This window comes from Desulfohalovibrio reitneri, from assembly GCF_000711295.1.
GTDB lineage: Bacteria > Desulfobacterota > Desulfovibrionia > Desulfovibrionales > Desulfovibrionaceae > Desulfohalovibrio > Desulfohalovibrio reitneri.
In genome coordinates this window covers 417,053-434,022 of the sequence record NZ_JOMJ01000003.1, presented here as the reverse complement: position 1 = coordinate 434,022, position 16,970 = coordinate 417,053, and the positions used below count along the sequence as shown (strand labels likewise).

Annotated in this window: 31 protein-coding genes; all 31 read right to left on the bottom strand. The window is 62.8% G+C overall.

Annotation, left to right across the window (positions count from 1 at the left end):
* Positions 1-7: 7 nt before the first annotated feature.
* From rpsD to rpsL, 31 genes are read right to left on the bottom strand one after another with little or no spacing between them, the layout of a single operon-like run.
* Complete coding sequence (gene rpsD, locus N911_RS0102470; RefSeq protein WP_029894020.1) at positions 8-634, bottom strand: 30S ribosomal protein S4; 627 nt, start codon at positions 632-634, stop codon at positions 8-10.
* A 20-nt stretch (positions 635-654) separates the two neighbouring features.
* Positions 655-1,044: a 30S ribosomal protein S11 gene (gene rpsK, locus N911_RS0102465; protein ID WP_029894018.1), complete on the bottom strand. Its 390-nt coding sequence runs from the start codon at positions 1,042-1,044 to the stop codon at positions 655-657.
* A 38-nt stretch (positions 1,045-1,082) separates the two neighbouring features.
* The gene (gene rpsM / locus N911_RS0102460) at positions 1,083-1,460 is read right to left on the bottom strand and encodes a 30S ribosomal protein S13 (protein ID WP_029894016.1); all 378 of its coding nucleotides are present in this window, start codon (positions 1,458-1,460) and stop codon (positions 1,083-1,085) included.
* 12 nt (positions 1,461-1,472) lie between these two features.
* Positions 1,473-1,586 carry a 50S ribosomal protein L36 gene (gene rpmJ / locus N911_RS17875; protein WP_081859029.1) on the bottom strand — a complete coding sequence of 38 codons (114 nt, stop codon included), beginning with the start codon at positions 1,584-1,586 and terminating at the stop codon, positions 1,473-1,475.
* Between the two features lie 27 nt (positions 1,587-1,613).
* Positions 1,614-2,390: a type I methionyl aminopeptidase gene (map, locus tag N911_RS0102455; protein WP_029894015.1), complete on the bottom strand. Its 777-nt coding sequence runs from the start codon at positions 2,388-2,390 to the stop codon at positions 1,614-1,616.
* 11 nt (positions 2,391-2,401) lie between these two features.
* Positions 2,402-3,712 carry a preprotein translocase subunit SecY gene (secY, locus tag N911_RS0102450; protein ID WP_029894013.1) on the bottom strand — a complete coding sequence of 437 codons (1,311 nt, stop codon included), beginning with the start codon at positions 3,710-3,712 and terminating at the stop codon, positions 2,402-2,404.
* A gap of 6 nt (positions 3,713-3,718) precedes the next feature.
* Positions 3,719-4,189, bottom strand: coding sequence for a 50S ribosomal protein L15 (rplO, locus tag N911_RS0102445; protein ID WP_029894012.1), 471 nt, complete (start codon positions 4,187-4,189; stop codon positions 3,719-3,721).
* Positions 4,189-4,356 carry a 50S ribosomal protein L30 gene (rpmD, locus tag N911_RS0102440; protein WP_029894010.1) on the bottom strand — a complete coding sequence of 56 codons (168 nt, stop codon included), beginning with the start codon at positions 4,354-4,356 and terminating at the stop codon, positions 4,189-4,191. The genes rplO and rpmD overlap by 1 nt, the downstream gene beginning before the upstream one ends.
* 12 nt (positions 4,357-4,368) lie before the next feature.
* Positions 4,369-4,863, bottom strand: a complete 495-nt coding sequence (rpsE, locus tag N911_RS0102435) for a 30S ribosomal protein S5 (protein ID WP_029894008.1) — start codon at positions 4,861-4,863, stop codon at positions 4,369-4,371.
* A 12-nt stretch (positions 4,864-4,875) separates the two neighbouring features.
* Complete coding sequence (rplR, locus tag N911_RS0102430; protein WP_029894006.1) at positions 4,876-5,235, bottom strand: 50S ribosomal protein L18; 360 nt, start codon at positions 5,233-5,235, stop codon at positions 4,876-4,878.
* A 14-nt stretch (positions 5,236-5,249) separates the two neighbouring features.
* Positions 5,250-5,786 carry a 50S ribosomal protein L6 gene (gene rplF, locus N911_RS0102425; RefSeq protein ID WP_029894003.1) on the bottom strand — a complete coding sequence of 179 codons (537 nt, stop codon included), beginning with the start codon at positions 5,784-5,786 and terminating at the stop codon, positions 5,250-5,252.
* A 19-nt stretch (positions 5,787-5,805) separates the two neighbouring features.
* Positions 5,806-6,189, bottom strand: a complete 384-nt coding sequence (rpsH, locus tag N911_RS0102420; RefSeq protein ID WP_029894001.1) for a 30S ribosomal protein S8 — start codon at positions 6,187-6,189, stop codon at positions 5,806-5,808.
* A gap of 14 nt (positions 6,190-6,203) precedes the next feature.
* Positions 6,204-6,389 carry a type Z 30S ribosomal protein S14 gene (locus tag N911_RS17870; RefSeq protein WP_081859028.1) on the bottom strand — a complete coding sequence of 62 codons (186 nt, stop codon included), beginning with the start codon at positions 6,387-6,389 and terminating at the stop codon, positions 6,204-6,206.
* A gap of 13 nt (positions 6,390-6,402) precedes the next feature.
* Positions 6,403-6,942, bottom strand: a complete 540-nt coding sequence (gene rplE, locus N911_RS0102415) for a 50S ribosomal protein L5 (RefSeq protein ID WP_029893999.1) — start codon at positions 6,940-6,942, stop codon at positions 6,403-6,405.
* Between the two features lie 4 nt (positions 6,943-6,946).
* Positions 6,947-7,282: a 50S ribosomal protein L24 gene (gene rplX, locus N911_RS0102410; protein ID WP_029893997.1), complete on the bottom strand. Its 336-nt coding sequence runs from the start codon at positions 7,280-7,282 to the stop codon at positions 6,947-6,949.
* A gap of 9 nt (positions 7,283-7,291) precedes the next feature.
* Positions 7,292-7,660, bottom strand: a complete 369-nt coding sequence (rplN, locus tag N911_RS0102405) for a 50S ribosomal protein L14 (RefSeq protein ID WP_029893995.1) — start codon at positions 7,658-7,660, stop codon at positions 7,292-7,294.
* A 16-nt stretch (positions 7,661-7,676) separates the two neighbouring features.
* Complete coding sequence (gene rpsQ, locus N911_RS0102400) at positions 7,677-7,940, bottom strand: 30S ribosomal protein S17 (protein ID WP_029893993.1); 264 nt, start codon at positions 7,938-7,940, stop codon at positions 7,677-7,679.
* 4 nt (positions 7,941-7,944) lie between these two features.
* Positions 7,945-8,136: a 50S ribosomal protein L29 gene (gene rpmC, locus N911_RS0102395; protein WP_029893992.1), complete on the bottom strand. Its 192-nt coding sequence runs from the start codon at positions 8,134-8,136 to the stop codon at positions 7,945-7,947.
* On the bottom strand, positions 8,136-8,549 hold the full coding sequence (rplP, locus tag N911_RS0102390) for a 50S ribosomal protein L16 (protein WP_029893991.1): 414 nt from the start codon (positions 8,547-8,549) through the stop codon (positions 8,136-8,138). The genes rpmC and rplP overlap by 1 nt, the downstream gene beginning before the upstream one ends.
* Positions 8,549-9,187 carry a 30S ribosomal protein S3 gene (gene rpsC / locus N911_RS0102385; RefSeq protein ID WP_029893989.1) on the bottom strand — a complete coding sequence of 213 codons (639 nt, stop codon included), beginning with the start codon at positions 9,185-9,187 and terminating at the stop codon, positions 8,549-8,551. Before rpsC ends, rplP begins: the two co-directional genes overlap by 1 nt.
* Before the next feature lie 9 nt (positions 9,188-9,196).
* Entirely contained in the window at positions 9,197-9,529 is a 333-nt protein-coding gene (gene rplV, locus N911_RS0102380; RefSeq protein WP_029893987.1) for a 50S ribosomal protein L22, read from the bottom strand.
* A 14-nt stretch (positions 9,530-9,543) separates the two neighbouring features.
* A complete protein-coding gene (gene rpsS, locus N911_RS0102375) occupies positions 9,544-9,825 on the bottom strand; it encodes a 30S ribosomal protein S19 (RefSeq protein WP_029893985.1) in 282 nt (93 codons plus the stop codon).
* Between the two features lie 12 nt (positions 9,826-9,837).
* Complete coding sequence (gene rplB / locus N911_RS0102370; RefSeq protein ID WP_029893983.1) at positions 9,838-10,665, bottom strand: 50S ribosomal protein L2; 828 nt, start codon at positions 10,663-10,665, stop codon at positions 9,838-9,840.
* Between the two features lie 4 nt (positions 10,666-10,669).
* Positions 10,670-10,960 (bottom strand): 50S ribosomal protein L23, encoded by a 291-nt coding sequence (gene rplW / locus N911_RS0102365; RefSeq protein WP_029893981.1) that lies wholly within the window; start codon positions 10,958-10,960, stop codon positions 10,670-10,672.
* A 1-nt stretch (position 10,961) separates the two neighbouring features.
* Entirely contained in the window at positions 10,962-11,582 is a 621-nt protein-coding gene (rplD, locus tag N911_RS0102360) for a 50S ribosomal protein L4 (protein ID WP_029893979.1), read from the bottom strand.
* Between the two features lie 10 nt (positions 11,583-11,592).
* The gene (gene rplC, locus N911_RS0102355) at positions 11,593-12,225 is read right to left on the bottom strand and encodes a 50S ribosomal protein L3 (protein WP_029893977.1); all 633 of its coding nucleotides are present in this window, start codon (positions 12,223-12,225) and stop codon (positions 11,593-11,595) included.
* Between the two features lie 10 nt (positions 12,226-12,235).
* On the bottom strand, positions 12,236-12,553 hold the full coding sequence (rpsJ, locus tag N911_RS0102350; protein ID WP_029893974.1) for a 30S ribosomal protein S10: 318 nt from the start codon (positions 12,551-12,553) through the stop codon (positions 12,236-12,238).
* Positions 12,554-12,556: 3 nt separating this feature from the next.
* The gene (gene tuf / locus N911_RS0102345) at positions 12,557-13,750 is read right to left on the bottom strand and encodes an elongation factor Tu (protein WP_029893949.1); all 1,194 of its coding nucleotides are present in this window, start codon (positions 13,748-13,750) and stop codon (positions 12,557-12,559) included.
* A gap of 12 nt (positions 13,751-13,762) precedes the next feature.
* The gene (gene fusA, locus N911_RS0102340; RefSeq protein ID WP_029893973.1) at positions 13,763-15,829 is read right to left on the bottom strand and encodes an elongation factor G; all 2,067 of its coding nucleotides are present in this window, start codon (positions 15,827-15,829) and stop codon (positions 13,763-13,765) included.
* 11 nt (positions 15,830-15,840) lie between these two features.
* The gene (gene rpsG / locus N911_RS0102335) at positions 15,841-16,311 is read right to left on the bottom strand and encodes a 30S ribosomal protein S7 (protein ID WP_029893970.1); all 471 of its coding nucleotides are present in this window, start codon (positions 16,309-16,311) and stop codon (positions 15,841-15,843) included.
* Between the two features lie 32 nt (positions 16,312-16,343).
* On the bottom strand, positions 16,344-16,715 hold the full coding sequence (gene rpsL / locus N911_RS0102330; RefSeq protein WP_029893968.1) for a 30S ribosomal protein S12: 372 nt from the start codon (positions 16,713-16,715) through the stop codon (positions 16,344-16,346).
* Between the last annotated feature and the right edge of the window lie 255 nt (positions 16,716-16,970).

Here is a 16,970-nt window from a genome sequence, read left to right as displayed (position 1 = left end):
GCTCCCCTTACTTGGAGTAGAGCTCGACGATCAGCTGCTCGTTGATGGGGAAGGTGATGTCTTCCCGCTGCGGGGTGGCCTTGACAGTGCCCTTGAAGTTGTCGCCGTCAACCTCCACCCAGTCGGGGCAGCCGCGGCGGGCGATGACCTGCTGGGCCTCCTGGATGACCGGGGTCTTGCGAGAGGATTCGCTGACAACCACCTCGTCGCCGGGCTTGATCTGCATGGACGGGATGTTGGCCTTGTGGCCATTGACGGTAAAGATGCCGTGGCGGACCAGCTGGCGGGCCTGGTCGCGGGAGTTGGCGAACCCCATGCGGTAGACGACATTGTCCAGCCGCTGCTCCAGAATGGCCAGCAGGTTGGCGCCGGTGACGCCGCGGCGGCGTTCGGCTTCCTTGAAGTACATGCGGAACTGGTCCTCGAGCACGCCGTACATGCGGCGCACCTTCTGCTTCTCTCGCAGCATCAGGGCGTAGTCGCTCAGCTTGGAGCGGCGGCGTCCCTGCTGTCCCGGGGGATAGGGACGGCGCTCGTAGGCGCACTTGTCAGTGTAGCAACGGTCGCCCTTCAAAAAGAGCTTGCCGGCCTCGCGGCGGCAGATGCGGCATTTAGGTCCGGTGTAGCGAGCCACGTCGCGGTCCTCCTCTTGGCTTAGACGCGCCGGCGCTTGGGCGGACGGCAGCCGTTATGCGGAATGGGGGTGATGTCGCGGATGAAGGACACCTTGAATCCGGCGTTGTTGATGGCGCGCATGGCGGCTTCGCGGCCGGACCCGGGGCCCTTGACCAGGATGCCCACTGTGCGCATGCCGTTTTCCTGAGCGCGGCGGGCCGCAGACTCGGCTGCAACCTGCGCGGCGAAGGGGGTGGACTTGCGGGACCCCTTGAAGCCGGACCCGCCGGCCGAGGCCCAGGAGACCACGTTCCCCTTCATGTCCGTGAAGGTAATGATGGTGTTGTTGAAAGTCGCCTTCACGTGGGCGATGCCGGAAGGTATGTTCTTTTTTTCCTTACGCTTGGTAGCGCGGCGCGGTTTGGCCATGATCTTCCTGCTCCGAATGGATTGGGGGTGAAATTCCCTTATTTGCCCTTCTTCTTGCGGCCAACCACGGAGGGACGAGGTCCCTTGCGGGTGCGGGCGTTGGCGTGTGTGGACTGGCCACGCACGGGAAGTCCGCGGCGGTGACGCAGGCCGCGATAGCAACCGATTTCCATCAGTCGCTTGATGTTCTGGGACGTCTCACGGCGCAGATCGCCCTCAACCTTGTGGTTGTTTTCGATCTCACGGCGCAAGGTGTTGACCTCTTCGCTGGAGAGCTCATCCGTATTCTTGGTCCATTCGACGCCGGTGGCGTCGCAGATGGACAGGGCCGTGGTGCGGCCGATGCCATAGATGTAGGTCAGCGCAATGTCCAACCGCTTGTTCCGGGGAAGTTCGACGCCTGCGATACGAGCCACGGTAAACCTCGCTTAACCCTGGCGCTGCTTGTGCCTGGGGTTTGCACAGATGACGCGCACGACGCCATGCCGTTTGATGATCTTGCACTTGGGGCACATTTTTTTCACGGACGGTCTCACTTTCATGAGCTTCTCTCCATCTCCTCGCGGGTGTCAGCCTGCCCGCGGGCTCAGGCTTAATATGTCGGGACCCTTGGCCGTCACCGCCACGGAATGCTCGAAATGGGCGGAAAGGCTGCCGTCCTTGGTAACGGCGGTCCAGTTGTCCTCCAAGACCTTGACCTCTGGCGAGCCGGTAGTGACCATCGGTTCGATGGCCAACACCATCCCCGCCTTGAGCGGAACATTTGTGCCGCTCGCAGGCACGAAATTGGGCACCTCGGGCTTTTCGTGCATTGCCCTGCCGATGCCGTGACCGACGAACCGCCGCACCACGCTGTACCCCCTGCCTTCCACGTATTCCTGGACGGCTCGGGATATGTCGTGGAGTGAATTCCCCGGCTTGACCTGCTCGATGCCACGCATGAGGGACTCTCTGGTGACGTCGAGAAGGGCGTTGGCTTTATCAGAAACACGTCCGACTGTAAAGGTCCTGGCCGCGTCTCCCACAAACCCGTTGTAGACCACACCGACGTCCACACTGACAATGTCCCCTTCCTCGAGTTGACGCTGGGAAGGAAAACCGTGGACGATCTCCTCGTTCACCGAGCAGCAGATGGCATAGGGAAAACCGTGATAGCCCTGAAACGCGGGCTTGACACCGTGTTCCCTGCACAACCGCTGGGCGATCTCTTCAAAGAGCATCGTTTGAACGCCGGGTGAGACCGCGTCCTGGATGGCGTCCAGGATGGAGGCAACGATGGCGTTGGCCCCACGCATGGTCTCGATTTCAGTGGCGTTCTTGATGAAGATGCCGCGGAACTTCTTCACCTCGTCCGCCCTTACCGCTTGCGGACCCGGCCAGTCTTCTCCATCAACCCCTCATACTGCCGCGAGATGAGATGGCTTTCCAACTTGCCCATGAAGTCCATGGCAACACCTACGACGATGAGCAGGGACGTGCCGCCGAAGTAGAAAGGCACGTCAAACTCGGCGATGAAGAGCATGGGCAGGACGCAGATGGCGGAGATGTAGATGGCGCCCCACAGGGTGATGCGCGCCAGCACCTTGTCGATGTATTCCTTGGTCTTGGCCCCGGGACGGATACCGGGGATAAACCCGCCCGACTTCTTCAAATTCTCGGATATCTGGTCCGGATCAAAGATGATCGCCGTGTAGAAGTAGCAGAAGAAGACGATCAGTCCCACGAAAATGACGTTGTACAGTATGGAGGTCGGCGTCATGTACTGCGAAAAGGTCTGCAGCCAGGCCACGTCAGAGAAGTTGGCGATGGTCGCCGGGAACATCAGGATGGACGAGGCGAAGATGGGCGGAATGACGCCGGCCGTGTTCACCCGCAATGGCAGGTGGGTGGACTGCCCCCCGTACATGCGCCGCCCCATCTGCCGCTTGGCGTATTGGATGGGAATGCGGCGCTGCGCCCGCTCCATAAAGACGATGAACACCAGCACAGCCACCATCAGGGCAGTGAGGAAGATAAGCAGGAAGACGCTCATTTCGCCCGCGCCCACCAGGCGGAACGTGTTCATGATGGCTGTGGGAAGCGAGGCCACGATGCCCGCGAAGATGATCAGGGAGATGCCGTTCCCTAATCCCTTCTCTGAGATCTGCTCGCCGATCCACATGATCATGGTTGTACCAGTGGTCAGGGTCAGAACCGTCATCAGCCTGAATCCCCACCCCGGCTCCAACACAACCGGCGTGCCCGTAGGCGACGTCATGGACTCCAGCCCCACCGCAATGCCCATGCCCTGGACAATGGTGATGAGCACTGTGCCGTAGCGTGTGTACTGGGTTATCTTCTTGCGGCCCTCCTGCCCTTCTTCCTTCTGCAACTTGGCCAGCTCCGGGCTGACCACTGTGAGCAGCTGGATGATAATGGAGGCGGAGATGTAGGGCATGATGCCCAGGGCGAAGATGGACACACGCGACAGTCCCCCGCCGGAGAACATGTCGAAGAGTCCGAAGAGGGTGTTGGAAGCGCTCTCGAAGAACTCCGCCAGGGCGGCGGTGTCCACCCCAGGTACCGGGATGTGGATGCCCACCCTGTAGAAGGCCAGCAGCACAAAAGTCCAGAAGAGCTTCTTGCGCAGTTCCGGCAGCTTACCGATATTTTCAACGCCCAGGGCCACGGATGCCTACCCTTCTTTGGAGTCCTGTTGGACGGGTTCGATGGGACGCGCCTCGCCACCGGCCTCTTCGATCTTGGCCTTGGCCTGCTTGCTGAAGCGATGGGCCTGGACCTTGAGCCCCTTGGGGGCATCGCCGCGGGAAAGCACCTTCACGGGCTTGTTCTTGCGGCACAGGCCCTTGCCATACAACTCGTCCAACCCGATCTCGCCGCCCTCGGGAAAGACCCTGGCCAAGTCGTCGAGATTGACAACCTCGTAGACCGTGCGGAAAGGATTCTTGAACCCGTGCTTGGGCAGGCGGCGCTGCAAAGGCATCTGGCCGCCCTCGAAACCGGCGGGCACGCCGCCGCCGGAGCGGGCGTTCTGCCCCTTGTGGCCCTTGCCGGAGGTCTTGCCCAGGCCGGAACCACGTCCGCGGCCGAGCCGCTTGCGGGTCTTCCGTTCTTCCGGGAAGGGATACAGTTCGTGCAGTTGCATTATTCGCTGACCTCCACCAGGTGCGCGACCTTCTTGACCATGCCCCGCACGGCGTCGTTGTCGGGAAGTTCCTTGACCTGGCGGATCTTCCGCAGGCCCAGGGATTTGACGATCTTCCGCTGCTTAGGCGTCGAGCCGATGAGGCTCTTCTTGAGAACGACCTTCATTGGCTTCTCCTGCTACTTGCGCGGGGTGCTCAGAGCCTTGCCGCGCAGGCGGCTGATATCTTCGGCACTGTCGATGTCCGCCAGGCCGGCGATGGCCGCCTTGAGCACGTTGTGGGGATTGTTGGTGCCGATGGCCTTGGTCAGGATGTCGTTGACACCGGCGGCTTCCATGACGGCGCGGACGGGGCCGCCGGCAATGATGCCGGTACCCTTGCTGGCCGGCTTGAGCACCACCCTCGCGGAGCCGAAGCGGCCCAGAACCTCGTACGGCAGGGTGCCGTCGAGAACGGGCACACTGATCATGTCCTTGCGAGCGCGCTCGGAAGCCTTGCGGATGGCCTCGGGCACTTCATTGGCCTTGCCCAGGCCCACACCGACCTTGCCATTGCCGTCGCCCACGACCACGAGGGCGGAGAAGCTGAAGCGCCGGCCGCCCTTGACCACTTTGGCCACGCGGTTGAGGTAGACGATCTTCTCAATCTGTCCGGAATCGTTGGTCTCGGCCATGTTGCCTCTTCCTTAGAATTCGAGTCCCGCCTCGCGGGCGCTGTCGGCCAGCGCCTTGACGCGGCCGTGGTACTTGTAGCCGTTGCGGTCGAAGACCACCTGGCTGATGGAGTTGGCCTTGGCCTTCTCCGCCACGTCCTTGCCCACCTTGACCGCGGCATCCTTGTCCAGCTTCACGGACTCGCCGGCCTTGGCCATGGAGAGGGTGGAGGCGGAGACAATGGTGCGGCCGTTCTGATCGTCCACCAGCTGGGTGTAGATGTGCCGGTTGGAGCGAAAGACCACCATGCGGGGCCGTTCGGCCGTGCCGAAAATCTTCTTGCGGATGCGCTGTTTGCGGCGCTTCCGGCGCTGTTCGTTGGTAAGCTTCATCTCGGTCTCCTGGCCTACTTGCCGCCGGACTTGCCGGCCTTGCGGCGGACCTGCTCGTCCACGTATTTGATGCCCTTGCCCTTGAACGGTTCGGGCGGACGCACCCGGCGGATCTTGGCGGCCAACTCGCCGACGAGCTCCTTGTCGATGCCCGACAGCGTCAGCTTGGCCCCGTCCACCTTGGCTTCGACGCCCTGGGGCAGAGGGAAGTTGACCGGGTGGGAGTACCCGACGCTCAGGACCACGGTCTGGCCCTGGACCTGGACCTTGTAGCCCACGCCTATGACCTCGAGCTCCTTGGTGAAGCCCTTGCTCACGCCTTCCACGCAGTTGGCCAGCAGAGTGCGGCGCAGGCCGTGCTGCTCGCGGGCGGTGCGGGATTCGTCGCGACGGCTCAGGGTCACGGAGCCGTCGGCCATCTCGACCGCGATCTTCTCGTGCAGCGGCGTGGAGAGGGTACCCTTGGGGCCCTTCACCTCGACCGCCTCCGATCCGATGGAGACCTCGACGCCCTGGGGCAGCGTGATGGGAAGTTTGCCGATTCTGGACATAATCGTTTCCTATCCTAGGCTACCAGATTTCGCAGAGCAGCTCGCCGCCCACATTCTCGGAGGAAGCGCGGCTGCCTTCCATGACGCCCCGGGAGGTGGAGAGCACGCAAATGCCCAACCCGTTGCGGACACGGGGGATTTCGTTGACTCCCACGTAGACACGGCGGCCCGGCGTGGAAACCTTGCGGGCACCGGCGATGAGCGGGCGTCCGTCAACATACTTCAACTTGATGGAAATGGTGTATTCGCCGACTTTGTAGTCCTCGACGAACCCCTCCTCCTTGAGGATGCGGGCCAAGTCGGCCTTCATCCGGGAGAGGGGAATCTCGACGTCGGCGTGCAGGGCCTGGTGGCCATTTCTGAGGCGCGCCAACATGTCGGCGACGGGATCAGTCACAGGCATGGTCGTTCTCCTTCTTACCAGCTCGACTTCCGGACCCCGGGCAGTTCGCCGCGAAGAGCCATCTGACGGAAACAGACGCGGCAGATGCCGTATCTCCTGAGGAACGCCCTGGAACGTCCGCAGCGGGGGCAGCGATTGTAGCCACGGCTGGAGAACTTGGGCTTGCGGGCGGCCTTCTCCCTGAGTGCTTTACGGGCCATGGAAATCGTCTCCTTACTTCTTGAAGGGCATGCCGAGCATGGTCAGCAGGCTCTTGGATTCCTTGTCCGTCGTGGCGGACGTGACGAAGGTGATGTTCATGCCCTTGGGCCTTTCGACCTTGTCGATGTCGATCTCGGGAAAGATGCTGTGGTCGCGCACGCCCATGGTGAAGTTGCCGCGGCCGTCGAAGCCTCGGTCCTTGACGCCGCGGAAGTCGCGCACGCGGGGCAGAGCGAAGTTGAACAGCCTGTCGATGAAGTCCCACATGCGTTCGCGGCGCAGGGTCACGCGGCAGCCGATGGGCATTCCCTCGCGCAGCTTGAAGGCGGCGATGGACTTTTTGGCCCGGGTGATGACCGCCTTCTGACCAGAGATGTTGGTCAACTCCGTAACGGCTTCCTCGATCAACTTGTGGTTCTGCGCAGCCTCTCCCAGTCCGATGTTCAACGACACGGACTTGATATGGGGAATCTGCATGGTCGACTCGTAGCCGAACTCCTTGGCGAGCTCGGGAGCGACCTTTTCTTTGTAGACGTTTGCAAGCCGGCTCATGAGCTTATCCCGCCTTGATGATTTCGTTGCACTTCTTGCAGTACCGCACTTTGTCACCGTCTTCGGTGTAGCGGTAGCCGACGCGGGTCGGATTGGTGCACGAGTCGCAAATGACGGCCACGTTGGAGATATGAAGCGGAGCCTCTTTCTCCTGAATGCCGCCCTGCTGGCCGGTGTAGGGATTGCCCTTGGTGTGGCGCTTGACCATGTTCACCTTCTCCACCAGCACCCGGTCCTTCTTCTTGAGGACGCGGAGCACCTTGCCGACCTTGCCCTTGTCCTTGCCGGCTATGACCTGGACCTTGTCGTCCTTGCGGACGCGATAATTCTTGGCTTCCATGGCTCCTCCTTACAGGACCTCGGGCGCCAGCGAGACGATCTTCATGAAATTGCGCTGCCGCAGTTCGCGGGCCACGGGGCCAAAGATGCGGGTCCCGACGGGCTCGTTCTGCTTGGAGAGGATGACGGCCGAGTTGGTGTCGAACTTGATGTACGTCCCGTCCGGCCGGCCGATCTCCTTGCGTGTGCGCACGATAACGGCGCGCAGGACTTCGCCCTTTTTGACCTTGGCGTTGGGCATGGCCTCCTTGACCGACACCATGACGATGTCGCCCACCGAGGCGTAGCGACGCTTGGAGCCGCCCAACACCTTAAGGCACATCACCTTCTTGGCGCCGGAGTTGTCGGCCACGTCGAGCTGGGTCTGAACCTGGATCATTGTTCTAATCCTTGCCTTAGACAGCCTTTTCCAAAACTTGCAGCAGATGCCACCGCTTGCGGGCGGAAAGAGGCCGCGATTCGATGATCTGCACCTTGTCGCCGACGCCGCACTCATTGCTCGGATCATGCGCCATGAACTTCTTCCGGCGGCGGATGTACTTCTTGAACAGCGGATGCTGGATCAAGGTCTGGACGTTGACCACGATGGTCTTGTCAGCCTTGTCGCTGACCACGATGCCGGTCAGGACCCGCTTGTTGCTCTTTGCGCTCTCGGCCATTGGGCTATCCCCTCTTACGCTCGTTCATCACGGTCAGGATGCGGGCGATATTCTTGCGAACCGCCTTCAACCGCTGGGTGTTCTCCAGCTGGGCGGTGGCGTGCTGGAAGCGGAGGTTGAACAGCTCCTGGCGGTACTCGCCCAGCTTTCCGGCCAGCGCCTTTTCATCCAGATCGCGGACAGCCTTGGTATCCATTACAGGCCCTCCTTGAACACGATGGTCGTCTTCACCGGCAGCTTGTGGGCAGCGCGGGTCAGCGCCTCGCGCGCCAGTTCCGGGTCAACGCCGGCCAGTTCGTACATCACCCGGCCGGGCTTCACCGGGGCTACCCAGCCCACGGGAGCGCCCTTGCCCTTGCCCTGGCGGACCTCGGCGGGCTTGGCCGTGATGGGCTGGTCGGGAAAGATGCGAATCCAGACCTTGCCGCCGCGCTTGACATGGCGGGTGATGGCGATACGGGCGGCCTCGATCTGCTGCGCGGTGATCTTGCCGTGCGAGACGGCCTTGAGGCCGAACTCACCGAAGGACACAGAGGTCCCGCGCTGGGCCTTGCCGCGCAGCCTGCCTTTCTGCCGCTTGCGGAATTTGATCTTCTTGGGAGCCAGCATTACTGTTCCACCTCGTCGAGAATCTCACCCTTGAATATCCACACCTTGACGCCGATGATGCCGTAGGTGGTCCTGGCTTCGGCGTAGCCGTAGTCCAGGTCGGCGCGCAGGGTGTGCAGGGGCACACGGCCGTCGCGGTACCACTCGGTGCGGGCGATCTCGGCCCCGGCCAGGCGGCCGGCGCAGGAAATCTTGATGCCCTCGGCGCCGAACTTGCGGGAAATGCCCACGGTCCGCTTCATGGCGCGGCGGAATGCCACGCGGCGTTCCAACTGATTGGCCACGTTCTCGGCGACCAGTTGGGCGTCCGTCTCGGGGCGGCGAATCTCAACCACCTCGATGTTGAATTCCTTCTGGAACTTCCGCCGCAGGCTCTCGCGGACCTTCTCGATCTCCACGCCCTTGCGGCCGATGACGATGCCGGGACGGGCGGTGTGGATGATAATGCGAACCTTGCCACCGGCGCGCTCGATCTCGATGCGGGAAATGCCCGCGTGATAGAGCTGCTTTTTGGTGAACTTCCGGATCTTGTCATCTTCCATGACGTTGGCCGGATAGTCCTTGCTGGCGAACCAGCGAGAAAGCCAATTTTTGTTGTACCCCAGGCGGAAGCCGTAGGGATGTACCTTTTGACCCATGACGTCCCCTTAGCTCTCGTCGACAACCACGGTGATGTGGCTGGTCCTTTTGCGGATGCGGTAGGCCCGGCCCATGGCCCGGGGCATAATCCGTTTCCAGGTGGGGCCTTCGTTGATCTGGACGTGCTTCACGAACAGGGAGTCAACGTCCACGCCGGGGAGCTGCTCGGCGTTGGAAACGGCCGAATGCAGAACCTTGGAGAGAACCTTGGCCGGCTTCTTGGGAGTGAAGCGCAGCATGTTCAGGGCGTCCTCAACCGGCAGGCCCTTGATATTGTCGGCCACAAGCCGCGTCTTGCGAGGCGAGACGCGAATGAATTTGGCGACTGCTCTAGCTTCCATGGTTCATGCGCTCCTTACCGCTTGGCCTTGCTCTTTTTGTCGGCGGCATGGCCGTGGTAGGTCCTGGTGAGCGAGAACTCGCCCAGCTTGTGGCCGACCATGTTCTCGGTGACGAACACAGGCACGAATTTCTTGCCGTTGTGCACGGCGAAGGTCATGCCGACCATTTCGGGTATGACGGTGGAGCGCCTGGACCACGTCTTGATGACGCGGTGGTCCGACGTCTCGGATGCTTTCTGCACCTTCTTGAGAAGGTGGTCGTCCACAAAGGGACCTTTCTTCAGCGACCTGGGCATGGCTTCCTCCTCTTACTTGCCGCGGCGCTTGACGATCAGCTTGGACGAGGGCTTGTTGGGATCGCGAGTCTTGTAGCCCTTGGCCGGAGCGCCCCACGGAGAACAGGGGTGCCTTCCGCCCGAGGACCGGCCCTCGCCGCCGCCCAGAGGGTGATCGATGGGGTTCATTGCCACGCCGCGGACCTGGGGACGGCGGCCCTTCCAGCGGTTCCTGCCGGCCTTGCCCAGGGAAATGTTCTCGTGCTGGATGTTGCCGACCTGGCCGACGGTGGCGGTGCAGGTGGCCAGCACGTTGCGGATCTCGCCGGAGGGCAGGCGCAGCAGGGCGTATTTGCCCTCCTTGGCGACCAGCTGGGCGTAGGTGCCGGCGGCACGGCAGAACTGGCCCCCGCGGCCGGGGTGCAGTTCAATGTTGTGCACGATGGTGCCGGTGGGGATGCGCCCCAGGACCATGGCGTTGCCGGGCTTGATGTCGGCCTTTTCGCCGGCCAGCACGGAGTCGCCCACCTTCATGCCCACGGGCGCCAGGATGTAGCGCTTCTCGCCGTCGGCGTAGTGCAGCAGGGCAATGCGGGCGGAACGGTTGGGATCATATTCGATGGTGGCCACCTTGGCGGGCACCTCAAGCTTGTTCCGCTTGAAATCGATGATCCGGTAGAGCCGCTTGTGACCGCCCCCGCGCCGCCGGGAGGTGAGCCGTCCGTTGTTGTTGCGGCCGCTCTTCTTGGTCAGCCCCTCGGTGAGGGACTTCTCGGGCTGCGTCCGGGTGATCTCCGCGTAGTCGGAGACCGTCTGGAAGCGCCGGCCGGGCGAGGTGGGTTTGAGCTTGCGAACTGCCATGGTGCTACACTCCCTCGAAGAACTCGATCTTGTCGCCGGCGGCCAGCGTGACGTAGGCCTTCTTGTGGCCGGAGACCTTGCCCACCGGGCGGCCCCAACGGGACCGCACACCGGGCTTTTTGCGCGTGACAGTGACCTTCTCGACCCTGACCTTGAAGGCCTGCTCGACGGCCTTCTTGATCTCGATCTTGTTGGCGCTGTCATGGACGTAGAAGACGACCTGGTTGCCGTCCTCCTTGACCATGGTGGCCTTCTCGGAGATGACCGGTTTGAGCAAAATCTGCGTGTAGTCCATTTTACTTCAACCTTTCCTCGAGGCTGTTCACGGCGTCCTTGACCACCACCAGCTGGGGGTACTTCAGAACATCATAAACATTGAGCTTTTCCGCCTCGAGCAATTTCACGTGAGGCAGATTCCGGGCCGAAAGAGCGAGAGTATTATCAGCGCCCTCGACAACAATCAAGGCCTTTTTCAGTCCCAGCTTGCCGATAATTTCGGCGAAATGCTTGGTCTTGGCCTCGGGCAGCTCCAGCTTGTCCACCACGGTCAGGCGATCGTCGGCGGCGCGGGTGGAAAGGGCCATCTTCAGGGCCAGTGAACGCACCTTCTTGTTGACCTTGATCTCGTAGCTGCGCGGGGTGGGCCCGAAGGTGGTGCCACCGCCCCGCCACAGGGGGGAGCGAATGGTGCCCGCACGGGCGCGGCCCGTACCTTTCTGGCGCCACGGCTTGCGTCCGCCGCCGGAGACCTCGGAGCGGCCCTTGGTCTTGTGGGTGCCAGCCCGGGCGGCGTTGCGCTGGGCGCGCACCACCAGGTTGAGGATCTCGGGCTTGACCTCAACCCCGAACACTTCGGGAGCGAGATCGAGGCTGCCCACCTCGGCGTTGGTCTGGTCGACTATTTTCACGGTAGCCATTGTCGCTCACCTAGTCCTGCTTGCGGACCATGACGAGTCCGCCCTTGGCGCCGGGCACCTGGCCCTTGACGAGGATGACATTGTCCTCGGGGCGCACGTCCACGATCTCCAGGTTCTTGTATGTCACCTTGCGGTCGCCCATGTGCCCCGGCATCTTCTTGTTCTTGAAGATCTTGGAGGGGAAGGTGCAGTGACCCACGGCTCCGGGAGCGCGGTGCACCTTCTCGGCGCCGTGGGAGGCGCGGGAGCCAGCGAAGTTATGGCGCTTCATGACGCCCTGGAAGCCCTTGCCCTTGCTGGTGCCGGTCACTTTGACCCGCTCGCCGGGCTTGAACATCTCCACGGTCAACTCGCTGCCCACCTCGTACTCCGAAGCCCCGTCGAAACGGAACTCGCGCAGGTCTCGGAAGAAGCCCTGGCCAGCCTTGGCCTGGTGCCCCTTGCCGGGCTTGTTGAGCTTGCGCTCGGCGACCTCGCCATGCCCCACCTGCAGCGCGGTGTAACCGTCCTTGTCGGCGGTCTTGATCTGGACCACCGGGCAGGGTCCCGCCTCCAGGACGGTCACGGGGGTGATGGTGCCGTCCTCGGAGAAAATGCGGGTCATGCCCACCTTGCGGCCCAGGATTCCGATATTCTTGGCCATGACGCCCTCTCTACAGTTTGATTTCCACGTCCACGCCGGCGGGCAGGGACAGCTTGCCAAGCGCGTCCACGGTCTGCTGGGTGGGCTCGAGGATGTCCAGCAGGCGCTTGTGAACACGCTGCTCGAACTGCTCGCGCGACTTCTTGTCCACGTGCACGCTCTTCTGGACCGTGGTCTTGTGGATATTGGTCGGCAGCGGGATGGGCCCGGCCAGGGCGGCACCGGTATTGCGCGCCGTATCCACGATCTCGGCCACCGCCTTGTCGAGAATGCGGTAGTCGTACGCCTTCAGTTTGATGCGAATGCGATCGCTGGTCATGGTGGCCATGATTTACTCCTCGATCTCGGAGACCACGCCGGCGCCCACGGTGCGGCCGCCCTCGCGGATGGCGAAGCGCAGGCCGGGCTCCATGGCGATGGGCGCGATCAGCTCCACCAGGAAGGTGGCGTTGTCGCCGGGCATGACCATTTCCACGCCCTCTTCCAGCGTCACCACGCCGGTGACGTCGGTGGTGCGGAAGTAGAACTGCGGACGGTAGCCCGAGAAGAACGGCGTGTGGCGGCCGCCCTCTTCCTTGTTCAGGACGTACACCTCGGCCTTGAACTTCTTGTGCGGCGTGATCGTCTTGGGACGGGCCAGCACCTGGCCGCGCTCCACGTCCTCGCGCTTCACGCCGCGAAGCAGCACGCCCACGTTGTCGCCCGCCTGGCCCTGGTCGAGAATCTTGCGGAACATCTCGACGCCGGTGCAGGTGGTCTTCATCGTGTCCTTCATGCCCACGATCTCGATCTCCTCGCCCACCTTGATCACGCCGCGCTCGACGCGGCCGGTGACCACGGTGCCGCGGCCGGAGATGGAGAAGACGTCCTCGATGGGCATCAGGAAAGGCTTGTCGATGTCGCGCTGCGGCTCGGGAATGAAGTCGTCGCAGGCTTCCATCAACTCGATGATGGGCTTGCAGTCGTCGGACTCCGGATCGTCGCTCTCCAGCGCCTTCAGCGCGGAGCCGCGCACAACCGGGGTGTCGTCGCCAGGGAACTCGTAGCCGGTCAGCAGCTCGCGGACTTCCAGCTCCACCAGCTCCAGCAGCTCCTCGTCATCCACCATGTCGCACTTGTTCAGGAAAACGACGACGGCGGGGACGCCGACCTGGCGGGCGAGCAGGATGTGCTCGCGGGTCTGCGGCATGGGGCCGTCGGTGGCGGCCACGACCAGGATGCAGCCGTCCATCTGGGCGGCGCCAGTGATCATGTTCTTGATGTAGTCGGCGTGCCCGGGGCAGTCCACGTGGGCGTAGTGACGGTTGGGCGTCTCGTACTCCACGTGCGCCGTGGCGATGGTGATGCCGCGCTCTTTCTCTTCCGGGGCCTTGTCGATCTGGTCGAAGGCCACGAATTCGGACCAGCCCTTGGCGGCCAGGGTCTTGGTGATGGCCGCGGTCAGCGTGGTCTTGCCGTGGTCGATGTGCCCGACGGTGCCGATGTTTACGTGCGGCTTATTGCGCTCGAATTTGGCTTTGCCCATGGTTCGTCTCCCCTATTGCTTGATGATTTCGTCCGCCAGGCTCTGGGGGACGCGTTCATAGTGATCGAATTGCATGGTGAAGGTGGCCCGGCCCTGAGTCTTGGAGCGCAGGTCGGTGGCGTATCCGAACATCTCGGACAGCGGCACGTGGGCGTTGACCACCTGCGAACCGCCCTGGGCGTCCATGCCTTGAACCTTGCCACGGCGGCCGTTGAGGTCGCCCATGACGTCGCCCAGGTACTCCTCGGGGGTGACGGCCTCGACGGCCATGATGGGTTCCATCAGCACCGGGTTGGCCTTGCGGACCGCTTCCTTGATTGCCTGGGAACCGGCTATGTAGAAGGCTTGCTCCGAGGAGTCGACCTCATGGTAGGAACCGAAGGTCAGTTTGACCTTGAGGTCCACCACCGGGTAGCCGGCGATGATGCCGGCTTTGAGGGCGTCCTGGATGCCTTTGTCCACGGAGGGGATGTACTCCTTGGGGATGACGCCGCCCTTGATCTCGTCGCTGAACTCGTAACCGCCCTCGGGGTTGGGCTCCACGGTGATGACCACATGGCCGTACTGGCCGCGGCCGCCTGTCTGCTTGGCGTGCTTGTGGTCGATCTCCACCTGCTTGGAGATGGTCTCGCGGTAGGCCACCCGGGGGGCGCCCACGTTGGCATTGACCTTGAACTCGCGCAGCAGGCGGTCGACGATGATCTCCAGGTGCAGCTCGCCCATGCCGGCGATGAGGGTCTGGCCTGTCTCCTCGTCGGACTTGACGCGGAAAGAGGGATCCTCCTTGGCCAGCTTGGTCAGCGCCTCGGAGAGCTGGTCGCGGTCAGCCTTGGACTTGGGCTCGATGGCGACCTCGATAACCGACTCGGGGATCTCCATGGACTCAAGGCGAACCAGGTTCTTAGAGTCGCAGAGGGTATCGCCGGTGGAGGTGGTCTTCAGGCCCACGGCGGCGACGATGTCGCCAGCGCCCGCCCACTTGATCTCCTCGCGCTTGTTGGAGTGCATCTTCAGCAGGCGGCCGAGACGCTCCTTCCGGCCGGAGGTGGCGTTGTGCACGGTCATGCCCTGCTCAACGTGCCCGGAGTAGATGCGCAGGAAGGTCAGGTGGCCGACGAAGGGGTCGGTCATCAGCTTGAAGGCCAGGGCAGCCAGCGGCTTGTCGTCGTCACACTCGCAGATGACGGCCTCGCCGGAGTCCACGTCCTCGCCGCGGATGGCACGGACCTCGTCGGGAGAGGGCAGGTAGTCCACCACCGCGTCCAGGAGGGGCTGCACGCCCTTGTTCTTGAAAGCGGAGCCGCACATCACCGGGGAGATGGATAGGTTGAGAACGGCCAGCTTGATGCCGCGACGGATTTCGTCGGGGGTCAACTCCTCGCCGCCCAGGTACTTCTCCATGAGGTCCTCATCCTCTTCGGCGATGGCCTCGACCATCTCCTGGCGCAGTTCGTTGAACTGCTCCTGGAGGTCCTCGGGGATGGGCTCATAGGTGGTGTTGGCGCCCAGGGTCTGCTCGTCGAAGAAGATGGCCTTGCCCTCGATGAGGTCGACGACACCCTTGAACTCGTCTTCCTTGCCGATGGGAATTTGCAGAACCACCGGCTTGGCGCCCAGACGGTCCTTGAGAGTCTGGGTGGCGCGGAAGAAATCGGCGCCGACGCGGTCCATCTTGTTGATGAAGGCGATGCGCGGGACGCCGTAGCGGTCGGCCTGGCGCCAGACCGTCTCGGACTGGGGTTGCACGCCGGCCACGGCGTCGAACACGGCCACGGCGCCGTCGAGGACGCGCAGGGCGCGCTCGACTTCCATGGTGAAGTCAACGTGGCCCGGGGTGTCGATGATATTGACGCGGTGGTCGCGCCAGAAGCAGGTGGTCGCGGCGGAAGTAATGGTGATGCCGCGCTCCTGCTCCTGCGACATCCAGTCCATCACGGCCTCGCCGTCGTGCACCTCGCCGATCTTGTGGGAGACACCCGTGTAGAAGAGGATGCGCTCGGTCGTCGTCGTCTTGCCCGCGTCGATGTGGGCCATGATGCCGATGTTGCGCTGCTTCGGAATGGGAACTACTCGAGCCACGATGATCTCCCCTACCAGCGGTAGTGCGCGAAGGCCTTGTTGGCCTCGGCCATGCGATGGGTGTCTTCTTTCTTCTTCACCGCGCCGCCGCGATTGTTGTAGGCGTCCAGCAGCTCGTTGGAGAGCTTGTCGGTCATGCCTTTTTCATTGCGGTTGCGGGCGTAGAGAACCAGCCAGCGGATGGCCAGAGTGACCTGGCGGTCATGGCGAACCTCGACCGGCACCTGGTACGTGGCGCCGCCCACGCGCCGGGACTTGACCTCGACGTAGGGCTTGACGTTATCCAGGGCCTTCTCGAAGGCCTTGATGGGCTCTTCCGAGGTCTTTTCAGCCAGAGCATCCAGGCTGCTGTAGAAAATCCGTTCCGCAGTGCCCTTCTTGCCGTCGCGCATCATCCTATTGATAAAACGGGCGGCAAGCACGCTGCGGTACTTGGGATCAGGCAGATGTTCCCTCTTGGGGACGGGTCCTTTACGGGGCATGTGACGTCTTCCCTCCTACTCCCGAGAATGAACTACTTGGGCCGCTTGGCGCCGTACTTGGAACGGCCCTGGCGACGGTCGTTGACGCCGGCGGTGTCAAGGGTGCCGCGAATGATGTGAAAACGGACGCCGGGCAAGTCCTTGACGCGGCCGCCGCGGATCATGACCACCGAGTGCTCCTGCAGGTTGTGCCCCTCGCCAGGAATGTAGGCGGTGACTTCATACCCGTTGGTCAGGCGCACGCGGGCGACCTTCCGCAGAGCGGAGTTGGGCTTCTTGGGCGTGGTGGTATAGACACGGGTGCAGACGCCGCGACGCTGCGGGCAAGCCTGCAAGGCTCGGGTCTTTTTCCGCTTGATCGCCGCCTTGCGGGACTTGCGGACGAGCTGGTTGATGGTGGGCATAGCCTCTCTACCTTCTCCATTCATTCGGTTGTGCGCCGATTCGGATTCCTGCGCGCAAAGACCGCTGGACCTAAGTTAAAGCGGTCCGACTGTCAAGCGCTGGGCGCCGGAAGACAAAAACTTTTTCGCGGGCCGGCACGAGGCCGGCTCACCTGGACGGCGGCGCTAAGCGACACCGAAAAGGACATACGGAAGCTCCGGGCCGCCGCGCACACGCGGAGTAACGCCCGACAACCGCGCAACAAGCGCGGAATC